This window comes from Latilactobacillus parafuchuensis, from assembly GCF_055271665.1.
In genome coordinates this window covers 938573-951198 of sequence record NZ_CM143875.1, presented here as the reverse complement: position 1 = coordinate 951198, position 12626 = coordinate 938573, and the positions used below count along the sequence as shown (strand labels likewise).

11 protein-coding genes are annotated in these 12626 nt (G+C 42.2%); 2 read left to right on the top strand and 9 right to left on the bottom strand.

Features of this window, described 5'->3' with window-relative positions; all coding sequences use genetic code 11:
* Positions 1 to 11 precede the first annotated feature (11 nt).
* The 7 genes from ACVPPQ_RS04880 to ACVPPQ_RS04850 form a co-directional block, all read right to left on the bottom strand.
* Positions 12 to 1757, bottom strand: a complete 1746-nt coding sequence (locus ACVPPQ_RS04880; protein ID WP_463496110.1) for a glycoside hydrolase family 13 protein — start codon at positions 1755 to 1757, stop codon at positions 12 to 14.
* Positions 1758 to 1872: 115 nt separating this feature from the next.
* Positions 1873 to 2742, bottom strand: a complete 870-nt coding sequence (locus ACVPPQ_RS04875) for a sugar ABC transporter permease (protein WP_106482810.1) — start codon at positions 2740 to 2742, stop codon at positions 1873 to 1875.
* Positions 2743 to 2745: 3 nt separating this feature from the next.
* The gene (locus tag ACVPPQ_RS04870; RefSeq protein WP_463496109.1) at positions 2746 to 4095 is read right to left on the bottom strand and encodes a carbohydrate ABC transporter permease; all 1350 of its coding nucleotides are present in this window, start codon (positions 4093 to 4095) and stop codon (positions 2746 to 2748) included.
* Positions 4096 to 4129: 34 nt separating this feature from the next.
* Positions 4130 to 5380: an extracellular solute-binding protein gene (locus ACVPPQ_RS04865; RefSeq protein WP_025083020.1), complete on the bottom strand. Its 1251-nt coding sequence runs from the start codon at positions 5378 to 5380 to the stop codon at positions 4130 to 4132.
* A gap of 162 nt (positions 5381 to 5542) precedes the next feature.
* Positions 5543 to 6490, bottom strand: coding sequence for a LacI family DNA-binding transcriptional regulator (locus ACVPPQ_RS04860; RefSeq protein ID WP_463496107.1), 948 nt, complete (start codon positions 6488 to 6490; stop codon positions 5543 to 5545).
* 200 nt (positions 6491 to 6690) lie between these two features.
* Positions 6691 to 8028: an APC family permease gene (locus ACVPPQ_RS04855; RefSeq protein ID WP_463496105.1), complete on the bottom strand. Its 1338-nt coding sequence runs from the start codon at positions 8026 to 8028 to the stop codon at positions 6691 to 6693.
* 73 nt (positions 8029 to 8101) lie between these two features.
* Positions 8102 to 8986: an ROK family protein gene (locus ACVPPQ_RS04850; protein WP_463496103.1), complete on the bottom strand. Its 885-nt coding sequence runs from the start codon at positions 8984 to 8986 to the stop codon at positions 8102 to 8104.
* A gap of 191 nt (positions 8987 to 9177) precedes the next feature.
* Here ACVPPQ_RS04850 and ACVPPQ_RS04845 point away from each other — a divergent pair, with 191 nt between their 5' ends.
* Complete coding sequence (locus tag ACVPPQ_RS04845; RefSeq protein WP_463496102.1) at positions 9178 to 10347, top strand: iron-containing alcohol dehydrogenase; 1170 nt, start codon at positions 9178 to 9180, stop codon at positions 10345 to 10347.
* 227 nt (positions 10348 to 10574) lie between these two features.
* Here ACVPPQ_RS04845 and ACVPPQ_RS04840 read toward each other — a convergent pair whose 3' ends face one another.
* The gene (locus tag ACVPPQ_RS04840) at positions 10575 to 10706 is read right to left on the bottom strand and encodes a hypothetical protein (protein ID WP_463496100.1); all 132 of its coding nucleotides are present in this window, start codon (positions 10704 to 10706) and stop codon (positions 10575 to 10577) included.
* A 52-nt stretch (positions 10707 to 10758) separates the two neighbouring features.
* Here ACVPPQ_RS04840 and hflX point away from each other — a divergent pair, with 52 nt between their 5' ends.
* Positions 10759 to 12039: a GTPase HflX gene (hflX, locus tag ACVPPQ_RS04835; RefSeq protein WP_463496099.1), complete on the top strand. Its 1281-nt coding sequence runs from the start codon at positions 10759 to 10761 to the stop codon at positions 12037 to 12039.
* A 65-nt stretch (positions 12040 to 12104) separates the two neighbouring features.
* Here hflX and ACVPPQ_RS04830 read toward each other — a convergent pair whose 3' ends face one another.
* A complete protein-coding gene (locus tag ACVPPQ_RS04830) occupies positions 12105 to 12605 on the bottom strand; it encodes a hypothetical protein (RefSeq protein WP_463496098.1) in 501 nt (166 codons plus the stop codon).
* Positions 12606 to 12626 lie beyond the last annotated feature (21 nt).

Below are 12626 nucleotides of genomic sequence, written 5' to 3'. Positions count from 1 at the left end.
CAATCTCCTCTTTAATATAGAATAAAGCCGTTCGGTGCCATTTGAACTTGTTGCTCTTGAAGCGTTATCTGCTGACTTAAAATAACGGGTTGGGTTTGCGTTAAACTAACCGTTGTTTGTCCCGTGTTAAAAATCGCCGTCAACTTTTTGTTACCTAAAATTCTCGTCATTTTTAGCACATCTGGTGCGCTCTCTTTAATCGACCATTTCAGTTGGCCTTCCGATAAAATCGGTTGGTACTGTTTCCGAACAGCGATCAAAGCTTTAACAAACTGATAGAGTTCTAAATCTTGTTGATCCGCATCCCAAACGAGACACTTCCGGCAATCCGGATCATTGCCCCCAGTCATCCCGTATTCATCACCATAATACAAACAAGGCACACCTGGTTGGAGATACGTGAAGGCCATGACTTGGCGCATTAAATCGCGATTACCTTGCGCTGCGGTCAACAGACGGGCCGTGTCATGCGAATCTAAAACGTTAAATTGAACTTGATTGGTTTGATCCCGGTATAACATCAATTGGTTATTGAGTTCAGAAACCATCTTATTGAGTGGGATTTCCTTTTTAACGAAATAGTCTAGAATCGCATCCGTATAGGCATAGTTCATTACGGCGCTAAATTCATCCCCATTTAACCAGCTTTGAGAAGAATGCCAAATTTCGCCTAGAATGTAAAAATCAGGCTTCGCGGCGTCGCAGACTTGGCAAAATTTTTTCCAGAAATGATGATCGACTTCGTTGGCAACATCTAACCGCCACGCATCAATATCAAATTCTTCAATCCAGTAACGCGCCACTTTTAAGAGATAATCCTGTACTTCGGGATTGGCCGTATTTAATTTCGGCATGTGGGGCGTCGTTGCGAAAACTTCGTAAGTCAAATCAGTCGCATCTTCAAAATTACGACCGGCTTGGTAGCTCACTGGAAATTCATGAATGTGGAACCAATCCGCGTATTGTGAAGCGGCCCCTTTTTGGAGCACGTCTTGCCATTGGGGTGATTGGTCACCCAAATGATTGAAAACCGCGTCTAACATAACCTTAATCCCGCGTTGATGGCATTCAGCGACTAATTTACGGAATAGCGCTTTGTCGCCAAAACTAGGATCAATTTCTAAATAATCAATTGTGTCATATTTATGATTTGAATGGGCCTTAAAAATCGGGCAGAAATACAAACCATTAATCCCTAAATCCACTAAATCGTCTAGATGGTCTAGCACCCCTTGTAAGTCGCCACCGTAGAAATCTTGGGCCTTAGGTGATTGGGCTGACCAGGGTAAACTGCCTTCCGGATCATTGCTCGGATCACCATTGGCAAATCGTTCTGGGAATATTTGATACCAAACCGTTTGCTTAACCCATTCTGGCGCCTTAAAGCGATCGATTTCGTGTAGATAAGGCATTTTAAAATAACTTTTCTTAGCTTGTGCTACTGGGTAACACCCTTGATCGCCGTAGAAAATCTGGGTCCCGTCGACCCCGGTAATTTGGAAACCATACGCCAACCGGTTATGGGTGGTGGTGACTTCCGCCGTCCAAAAATCATATAAATCCGTTGATAAGCCCCGGTGCATCGCCACCGGTTTTTGGTCCCATTTTTCACTGTCCATTAAATAGGGATCACCGGCCAATAAGCTGACTTTGGCAATATCCGCATGGGCTGTTCGTAACCGTAGATGCATGACACCGGCCTGATAGAGATAAGCAAATTCACTATCCGGGCGATGATAAATTGCTGCTGTATTCATTAAAATAACCATCCTTGTTTTAAATTTTTCAATTAAAAAAGCTGTACAGCAAACCAATTCAAGTTTTACCGAGTTGATTGTTTGTACAGCCTTTCTATTTAGATTACTGTTCTGACTATTTAACCGAACCCGATGTAATCCCTTCTACATAATATTTCTGCATGTAGATAAATAATAACGTAATTGGAATCGCAATCAGGACACACCCCGCTGTAAATGACATGAACAAGGAGTTCGCGGTGGTTTTATTCATCATCGAATATAGTCCGATGGCCACCGTGTAGTTCTTGACGTCATCGCCCATGATGACCTTGGCAAAAATGAAATCCATCCAAGGCCCCATAAAGGCCATCAAAGCGGTATAAACAATGATTGGTTTTGATAAAGGAATCGTAATCTTCGTAAAGATTTCCCACTTATTGGCCCCATCAATCATCGCTGATTCATCTAACGCCATTGGAATCGTATCGAAGAACCCCTTAGCGACGTAAAAGCCTAACGCTGCACCTGCTGAGTAGATTAGAATTAAAGCAAATAGACTTTGCGTTAAATCGAGTGCCTTCAAAATATAATAAACGGCAATCATACTCATGAAACCGGGGAACATATTCAATACTAATGCAACTTTTAAAAAGGGTCTTCTGAGTTTAAACCGTAGTCGCGATAATGAATACGCCATTGCAATCGTGATGAATGTTGATAAGATACAACTACAAATTGCGACAAACAACGTATTTAAGAACCAGCGGACAAACGGATAACTCCCCGTCGCATCAGCGATTAATTTTGTATAATTCGACAGCGTGAAACTTTTAGGCATGATGTACGGCACAAAAGCGCCGCCTTCTTTTCTAAAACTGGTTAAAACAATCCAGACAATTGGGAATAACCAAATCACAGCCATGATAATTAGGATGGCGTAAATCAGGTAACGCGTATTTCTCTGTTTTGCTCGATAATTTTTTGATTTCATTTGCGCTGCCATTTTTTACGCCTCCTTATAAGAATTAGTCCGGGTGTAAGCCCATAAACTAAAGACTGCTGATAAGATAAAGATCAAAATCCCGATGACGGATGCTAAATTATAATCCATCGTATTGACCGTCAAATTATAGAGCCAAGTGACCAATAGATCGGTTGAACCCGCACCGTAATAATTTGAATTTGATGGGCCACCACCCGTTAAGAGGTAAATGACGTTGAAGTTATTGATGTTCCCAATAAATTGTTGAATTAACGCGGGCATCATCACAAATAGAATTTGCGGGAACGTAATGGCTCTAAAAATTTGGAATTTATTAGCCCCATCGATCCTGGCTGCTTCAATTTGTTCCTGATCGAGATTTTGAATAATCCCAGTTGAAATCAACATCGTCGTCGGAATCCCAATCCACATATTCACCATGATAATCGATATTTTGGCTAAGGTGGGATCGGTTAAAAACGGAATCGACTGCGTAATTAATCCCATGTTCTTTAAAATCGCATTGATTGGACCCGCATCGTTTAATAAATTATGCATCGTCAACAATGACACAAACTGTGGGACTGCGATCGTGACCACAAAGATGGTCCGCCACATCTTCTTAAACCGAATCCCTTTAGTATTGATTAATAATGCTAAAATGATGCCAAAAAAGAAACAAGTGATTGTCGCAAATATCGCCCAGATTAGCGTCCAGCTTAAGACTGGAAAGAAGGTCGAAGCCATATCACCCGTAATCACATTAGAAAAGTTCTTTAACCCGACCCAAGTGAATAAATTCTTAGGGGGTAAATGCGTGTGATCATAGTTTGTAAAGGCAATTGAAACCATATACAGTAACGGTAAGATTGTAAAAAACAATACTCCTAATAGCGGAATGGTCATCAATGTCATGTGGAATCGTTCATTGACTAGACTATTTAAATCCTGTTTTAAAGTCGGTACTGGATCCCCAGCTTGCTTTAATTCATAGATATGCCGGGCACTTTTTAAATTAACAATGTACAAAATAATGATGACAATGCAGACTAACAATGCTGAAATACCGAATAGCAACAGGAGCATTGAATTATCACCTTTTTGTAACACGTCAATTCCTAAATTAGCGCTGTAGACTAAGCCTTGTTTCTTAGTGCCTAATGTTTGTAACATTGCTAATGCGTGGATTCCATTTCCCACAAACCAAGCAAGAAAGCCAACTTCGGCCGCTAAAAATAGCAACCCTTTTACAAATTGGCGATTGGCTAAATTGGCAGCACCCATGACGACAAACGCTAATTTAGTGGCAAAATCACCGTCTTTAAATAGTGTTCTAAATGGTATATGTTGTTCCTTGTATGCCTTTTTAAACATATCATCGCACCTTTTCTTTCATTTCAAGCAAAAATTACTTGGTCTTCTTAGCGTTATCTGTTACAAATTTGTCTAGTTTTTCTTGATATTGTGTTGATTTGATTTTACCTTTATAGACATCGTTAATTAATGAATCCATTGGTGGCCAGAAAGTTGTCATTTCAGGTAATTTAGGCATAACAACTGAATGTTTCGTATCTGACATTTCCATGACTGATTTAGCAACCACGTCCGTTTTAACCTTAGTGGTTTGTTGTGCTTGTTTATTAGATGGGACAACCCCGTTTTTATTAAATTCAACTTCTTGCGTTTTTTCATTGCTGAGGTAATCTGCCAAAGCCATTGCAGCTAATGGTGACTTCGTTTGTTGGTTAACGCCGTAGACCTTAACGCCTAAGAAAGCCTTCATTTGTTTGTCGCCACTACCGAAATTGACCGTTGGGTAAGCAGCCACACCCATCTTATCGCCTAAAGCCTTTTTAACATCGTTTTTAGACCAAGGACCTGATAAGAAGGCATCAATTTTGCCTGATTGAAGGTTTGCTAAAGCTGCTGCGTTGGTTTGAACGACGCCTGGATTTGATTTTTGTTTAGCAATCCAAGAAAGGACTTCGACCCCTTTTTGGTTATTGAAATTAGTGCCATCCAGATTTTCACCGTTTTGACCGTATAAGACATCACCATTACTCATAAACAATGGTGCAAAAATGTAATTAGTCCCATTTTCAGCAAAATTGGTGCCTAACTTGCCGGCTTTCGTTAAGCCGTCCCAAGTTTTAACATCATTTGCAGATAACTTACTCTTATTATAGTAAAGGACTTGTGATTCAATCCCGTATGGATAGCCGTAAACTTTATTCTTCCAAGTGACCCCTTGAACTGCAGAATCAACATTGTTCTTCTTAATCGTTGTAACTTGTTTCTTACCAATTGGATAGAGTAGACCCGCTTCAGCCATTTGGCCAATTTGATCATGCGGCATCATAAAGACATCCGCTGCTTTGTCGGGATCTTTAGAAACATCTTTCAAAGCATCCGCAGAAGAACCCGCTTTAACTTTGACATTCACATCAGGGTTCGCTTTTTCGAATTTGGCCACTTGCCCTTTAATCGCCGCAATATGGTCAGTATCAACCCATAACTTAACGTCGCCCTTCACTTTCGAGCTACTTGCTTCCGAACTAGTCGATTGATCACTACTCTTATTACCACACCCTGCTAAAGTAACAGCCGATATTCCTAACACGAGACCGCCGAGCCAAACTCGTTTCCAACTATTCTTCATCTTGAACTCCTCCTAGAACTTTAATCGTTTTGTTTTCTAGTACAGTTTCAGTATTAAACATTTATCGGCTCGTTGCAATCGTTTTCAATTTGTTACCGATAACAGCTTTTTACGCTGTCTACTCGTTAAATTAGTATCGCCGTTTAACTAATCGCCATTCTTTTAAACGCGCAATGTCCCACCAATTTCAATCTGCGGTTCAAAAATTAACGACCCTTGGCTGTCCTTTTGGCTAATTTTATCCAAGACTTTCTCGCCACAAGCACTGCCCATTTCAATCACGGCCTGTTTAATCGTGGTAATTTTAGGGGAGGCGACTTGATTCAAAAAGACGCCGTCAAAACCGGTAATGCCATACTCTTGCGGAATATTGCCGCCCCGTTTAGCGATCGCCCGTTCAACGCCAATCGCTAAACGATCTGTCGCGCACACAAAAACGGTATTCCGGTTGAATTGGGCCCAGTGTTCGTCCACAAAAACTTCAGTTAACCGACTATGATTTTTAAAATGATACATTTCTGGAATCAACTTACTGTCTTGCATCTGTTGTAAATAACCCGCTTCACGCGACTTCTCGAACGATTCTTGGCTATTCATCCCAATATAGACAAGGTGTTGGTACCCTTTGGCTAACGCCAATTGCGCAATCAACTGGATGCCTTTTTTATTGTTGGTGTCGACGTAATCAAAACCGTAACGGTTCTCACCAAAAACAACGAACGGTTTCGTCAACTTCTGAATCCATTCGACATCCGGTTGGCGCAAACCAGTGATGATGTAACCATCACAATTCCCGATATCGATATTGCGGCGCGTCACAAGTTGTAAGGAGTACTGGTGAGCATCCAACGCTTTGGCAACCCCAACCATTAAATTCATGTAATAAGGTTCCGTCACATCGATATCTTCTAAAATACATAACTTAATAATCCGGGTACTATTGCTGACGAGTGCCTTAGCAATAATATTCGGCCGATAATCGAGTTCGTTCATCGCTTGATACACGAGCTGCTTGAGTTCATCCGTCACTTGTTCAGGATGATTAATCACTCGTGAAACGGTCATTTTCGAAACATTCGCTAGTTTAGCGACATCCATTAAGGTTGCCATCTGTTTAACCCCTCTACCCATTATTAAAACTTAATGACAATTATAGCATTTATACCAATCGAGATTCATTAATAGCCTTTTTTATGCAAATCACGATTTAAGTTGACAACCCCAGTCACCTTCAATTTTAAATAAACAAAAACAGTCATACACCAATTTTTAAATTGATGTATGACTGCTCACTATTGCTCATTTTCACACTAATGGTATTTTCGCTCTAAATAATAGTAAATCGGCAAGCCCGCCAACGTGATTCCTAAGCCAATCAACGCTAACACCGTTTGGGTCATCAACGTGTTGATCACAATGTAGATACCGCCCAAAATGGCAATCAACGGCACAATCGGGTACAAAATCGTCCGATAGGGCCGCGGCATCGTCGGTTCGCGATGGCGTAAAATAATGACCGCCACAAAGGTTAACACGTAAAAAATCCAAATCACAAAAATTAACATGTCGGTCAAGGTGTTAAAGCCCCCGACGAAAATCATCCCAATCGCAATCACTAATTGAATCAGGCCACAAATAAAGGGGACCCCGGTCCGCGATAGTTTTTTGAGTTGGCGACTGAACGGTAAGCGTTGATCGAGCGCCATTGCGTACGGAATTCGCATACCGGTCATCGTGTAACCGTTAATCGCACCGTAAACCGAGACGAGAATCCCGACCGTGACAATTTTGCCACCAAACGGGCCAAACAAGACTTGGGCGACGTCAGCGGCTGCGTTACCATTGCCGGCAATCTGCCCCAGTGGTAAGACTAATAAGAAAACCGCGTTAATCAATAAATAAACAACCATCGTGCCCGATAATCCGAGTAGAATCGCTTTCGGTAAATCACGTTCCGGCTGGCGCAATTCACCGGCAATATTGCCGACATGAATCCAGCCATCGTACGCAAATAACGTGGCGAGTACCCCGTTGCCGAGTGCGGCTAAAACGTTGTTTGACTGACCGTGTGGTGTCACGCTAAATAACGAGACTTGAGGTGCGCCAGCCTGAGTGTGTAAAAGTCCCCAGATGATAATCACGGCTAATGGAATCAATTTAAAAACCATCGTGAACGCTTGAAAAGTGCCACCGACACGACCACCCAAGAAATTCAAGAGCGTTAAACTGGTGGCAACGATAATCGCAATTGGAATTTGCCATTGTGCTGACCACCCAAATAAATTTAAACATTGCGTTGCAAAAATAATTGCTAGCGCCGCGATACTCGCTGGAAAATAAACGACCGTTTCAGCCCAGCCTAATAAGAAAGCCGCGACACTGCCGTAAGTCCGTTCAATGTAGCGCATCATGCCACCGGTTTCCGGAATCGCGGCCGCTAATTCAGCGACTGTTAATCCGGCACAGATGGTAATTAAGCCCCCAATTAGCCAAGCTAATAAACTCAGGCCAGTGGCACCGGTGGCTTCTGCAACGGGGGCTGCTTTAAAGAAAACACCCGCGCCGATCACGGTGCCCATAACAGTTGATAAGGCGGCGGTGAACCCAATCGATTGGTTCAATGTCGGTTGCTTTTTAATCACAATCACTACTTTCTACCCAAAATAAAAAACACTTGTCCTAGTATTTTAAACTAAAACAAGTGTCGGATAAAGTTTTTTATTAAATTTTGTCTGGATAGGTCTGTTTGAAATCAACCATTGCACCAATTAAGTTGGCATCATTATGGTACTGACACGTGATTAACTTGGGGGTCACCGCTGCAATTTCAACCTGCTTGAGAATTTTTTGGATTGCCTTTTCCAAGGCGGGAATTAAGAAGTCAGCTTGTGACACACCCCCACCGATGATAATCGCTTCGGGATCAAAACTATATTGTAAATTATAGATAGCTTGCGCCAAATTATCATACATCACTTGGGCCTCTTTTTGAGCTAATTCATCCCCTTGTTGGGCTAAGGCGAAGACTTCTTGGCCTGAATAATTCGTGTTGACTTGTTGATTATACCGGTCAGCCATTCGAACGGCGGTCCCCATATTACTTAAGATTGAGCCGTTTTCGGTCAACATATAGCCAAACTCACCACCGAGTAAATGAGCGCCGTGTTGAACCTGACCATTTTGCACGACTGCCCCACCAACACCAGTGCCTAACACAAGTAATAAAACGTTGCTCAAGCCTTGGGCGGCCCCGTTGCCGATTTCAGCTAACGCCGCACAATTCGCATCGTTTTCCATCACGACGGGCAAACCGAAACGCGCTTCAAATTCACTTTGAATATCAAAATAATGAATATAAGGTAAGGCACTAGAACCTTCAATCATCCCGGTGGCTTTATTAACCGCGCCAGGCGTGCTCATCGCGACACCAACCACTTGGTCGCTGGCTTTAAAAGCCATTACAATTTCAGTTAAAGCTGTATAGTAGGCGTTTAACGATTTAGGCGTCGTAACTTGGCCCTTCTTAGTTAACTGTTGGTTAGCACCATCCCATAAACCATACTTAATGGTGGTGCCACCGACATCAATTAATACTAGATTTTTCATTTGGTTGTAATCCTCACTTATTCTCAATCTCTCATTGTTTATGTAACGCTTTCATTTTAGCACAATGGAAGTGCCTTGCCTAATTTAGTTTCAACGGACAGTTAATTTTAATTGTCCGCTGATTTTCAAGCCTGTAAGCGTTATGATACAGTTGTATAATAATTCACATAGAAAAGGAAGCCGTGCTTATTATGAAAACTAATTTTGATTTTTTAATGCCTAGTGTTAACTTTTTTGGCCCCGGAGTCATCGAAAAAATCGGTGCTCGGACTAAAATGCTCAATATCAAAAAACCATTGGTGGTCACGGACACTTTCTTAGAATCCGTTCCAAACGGCCCCGTTGCACAAACCTTAGCTTCATTAGATCAAGCTGGGATTGACTACGCCATCTTTAACGGTGTCGAGCCTAATCCAAAAGTCCGCAATATCAAAGCCGGCAAAGCCGCTTATTTAGCCGCAAACTGTGACGGGATTATCACTGTCGGCGGTGGTTCAGCCCATGATTGTGGTAAAGGGATTGGGATTTTATTGACCAACGGCGATGACATCACCCAATTGGCCGGGATTGAAACCCTCGAAAACGCTTTGCCACCATTATTGGCTGTTAACACCACAGCTGGTACGGGTTCTGAATTAACCCGTCACTGTGTGATTACCAACGAAGAAACTCATTTGAAATTTGTTGTCGTTTCATGGCGCAACATTCCACTCGTTTCATTCAACGATCCAATGTTGATGTTAGACGTTCCCGCTAAATTAACGGCCGCGACTGGGATGGACGCTTTCGTCCAAGCCATCGAACCTTACGTCTCAACTAACCGCAATGCGATTACCGATGGTCAATGTTTACAAGCGATTAAACTAATTGAAACCAGCTTGCGCGAAGCCGTTGCGAACGGTCACAACATCGATGCTCGGACTAAGATGTGTGAAGCCGAAATGTTGGCCGGAATGGCCTTCAATAACGCCGACCTCGGTTACGTCCACGCGATGGCCCATCAACTCGGCGGCCAATATGATGCGCCCCATGGTGTCTGCTGTGCCCTCCTCTTACCAATCGTTGAAGAATTCAACATCGTTGCTTGTCCCGATCGCTTTGCTGAATTGGCTGAAGCGATGGGTGAAAACATTTCAGGCCTATCAACCCGTGATGCCGCTGAACTCTCAATTAAAGCGATGCGTCAAATGGCGACTGATGTTGGCATTCCAACGAGTATCAAAGCCATCGGGGCTAAACCTGAAGATTTCGAATTGATGGCTGAAAACGCCTTGAAAGACGGCAACGCCTTCTCAAATCCACGTAAAGCCACGAAAGAACAAATCGTCGCACTCTTCCAAAAAGCTTACGACGCAGAATAAACTGTGACAGAACTCATCAATTTCCGTTCAAATTCAAAAAATCGTCTATCCATACAGGATGGGCGATTTTTTTACTTGATTCTCAATTGATAATCGAGTTCTGTCGCAGCTTCTTATATCTCGTTTTCGGCACCTAATTAGTCTTTTAACCCATTTCATGGTACACTTAATGGATAAATTGGCTGGTTATTCGCCAACTCACGAAGGAGCGTCAACGACATGTCAACTCAATTACGTTTAACAGCCACAACTAAATAAACGTTTGACCCATTCGTGGTCGCTTCTGTTGACATCCGCTTTTTAAATTCGATTATCAATCGTAAGAAGCTGCCAAACAGCTTCTTTTTTAATACCTTCATTTGCATATCAGTCGCGACCCACGCGGTCAAGTCAACCTTAAAGGAGTTATATATGAAAGACACAACACCACAACCTAAAAGAGTATTAGTCACCGGCGTTAGCAAACGCCAAGATAATTTCGATTACACCATGATTGAACTCGGTGAATTGGCCAAGGCCAACAACCTGAACGTCGTTGGTGAAGTTCGCCAAAACGTCGATCAAGCCAACCATGCCACTTATTTCGGTAAGGGCAAAGTTCAAGAAATTAAAGAGCAAGCTATCGCGGACGATGTCGATATTATTTTAATCAACGATGAACTCTCACCTTCCCAAATTCGGAATCTCGAAAAAGAACTCGGAATTAGCATCCTCGATCGGACGCAACTGATTCTAGAAATCTTTGCCAATCGTGCACAGACTAGAGAAGCGCAACTGCAAGTCGCGATTGCCGAGGCGAAATACCAATTACCTCGTTTACACCCTTCTGACAACAAACTCGATCAACAAAACGGTGGCGGCGGTGGCACTAACCGGGGGACTGGTGAAACCCAACTGGAATTGGACCGCCGTTTAATCGACAAGCGGATTACCAAACTAAAAGGTGAACTCGCTAAGATTGATCAACAACAAGCGACCCAACGCCAACTACGGGATAAAAACGCGATTCCAGTCGTCGCTCTCGTCGGTTATACCAATGCCGGTAAATCAACGACGATGAACCACATTTTACAACGGCTAAGTCCCGATACACCCGAAAAACAAGTCTTTGAAAAAAATATGTTATTTGCGACCCTTGATACGAGTGTTCGCGAAATCACTTTACCTAACCAACAAAAATTTCTGTTGAGTGATACGGTTGGTTTCGTTAGCAAATTACCACATCATTTGGTCCAAGCCTTTAAAGCCACTTTGGCTGAAGCTGCTGGGGCCGACTTATTAATCCACGTAGTCGATTATTCTGATCCAAACTACCTGAACATGATGCAAACGACGCAAGAGACGTTGGAATCATTAGGTATTAAGGATATTCCAATGATTGAAGCTTACAATAAAGCGGATTTAAAACCAGATACGCGTTATCCAGAGGTTGATGGCAACCAGTTGGTCTACTCAGCACGTGATGAAATCGCCATCGATGCTTTAATTGCTTTAATTGATAAGCAACTATTTGGCCAATACCCCGTAATTGATTTCTTAATTCCTTTTACAGAAGGTCAAGCAGTCACTTATTTAAGCGACCGAGCCAACATTCTTGAACAAACTTATGAAGAAGAGGGCACTAAAATCAAAGCCCAAATCAATCCTGACTTACTAGGACCCGTTCAAAAATATACAACGATGACTGACTAAACAACCAAAAAACGACGGAATCTTCATATTGAAGATTCCGTCGTTTTTATTAGTTATAAAGTTGTTTATTGATATTTTTGAAATACTTTACTAGCAGCAGCCATCATTTCTTCGACTGCGGCCATATCCATTTTAGGCACTGGGACAACGTCATTGTCGTACGTTGCAGCAATGGCCTGTAAGCCATTGATTGCTTTGGGCGTCAACATAATATAATGCTTAGCGTGTTCTGTATCCCACATTCCCATCAATAATCCGGCTTCTTTATAGGTCATGATTTGTTCGATTGAATAACCAGCTGTTTCAACGGTTGTCAATTCGACATACCGACCAGCGGCCATTTCTTTGATTCGTTGTAAGACAATCGCATCGTCTAAACTGAAGCCGATTTGATCACAAATGGCATCCATTTTTTCAAAATATTGTAAACTAGCAACACTTGCTCGTACACTATCGACGATTTCATTGACTGCTGGTTTTTTTTCGAGATAATAGATTGCCATTTTGTTAGCCCCACTTTTAGAATTAGTTGTCGTTCTTGAATAACCTAATTCTATAATATTCAATGGGGCTTAAAACGCGGGCTT

What these genes read in the sequence shown, in the direction of transcription:
- hflX (WP_463496099.1), top strand. Translation starts at nt 10,759, where the DNA reads ATGAAAGACACAACACCACAACCTAAAAGAGTATTAGTCACCGGCGTT.
- ACVPPQ_RS04870 (WP_463496109.1), bottom strand. Translation starts at nt 4,095, where the DNA reads ATGTTTAAAAAGGCATACAAGGAACAACATATACCATTTAGAACACTA.
- ACVPPQ_RS04880 (WP_463496110.1), bottom strand. Translation starts at nt 1,757, where the DNA reads ATGAATACAGCAGCAATTTATCATCGCCCGGATAGTGAATTTGCTTAT.
- ACVPPQ_RS04875 (WP_106482810.1), bottom strand. Translation starts at nt 2,742, where the DNA reads ATGGCAGCGCAAATGAAATCAAAAAATTATCGAGCAAAACAGAGAAAT.
- ACVPPQ_RS04860 (WP_463496107.1), bottom strand. Translation starts at nt 6,490, where the DNA reads ATGGCAACCTTAATGGATGTCGCTAAACTAGCGAATGTTTCGAAAATG.
- ACVPPQ_RS04845 (WP_463496102.1), top strand. Translation starts at nt 9,178, where the DNA reads ATGAAAACTAATTTTGATTTTTTAATGCCTAGTGTTAACTTTTTTGGC.
- ACVPPQ_RS04850 (WP_463496103.1), bottom strand. Translation starts at nt 8,986, where the DNA reads ATGAAAAATCTAGTATTAATTGATGTCGGTGGCACCACCATTAAGTAT.
- ACVPPQ_RS04865 (WP_025083020.1), bottom strand. Translation starts at nt 5,380, where the DNA reads ATGAAGAATAGTTGGAAACGAGTTTGGCTCGGCGGTCTCGTGTTAGGA.
- ACVPPQ_RS04840 (WP_463496100.1), bottom strand. Translation starts at nt 10,706, where the DNA reads ATGAAGGTATTAAAAAAGAAGCTGTTTGGCAGCTTCTTACGATTGATA.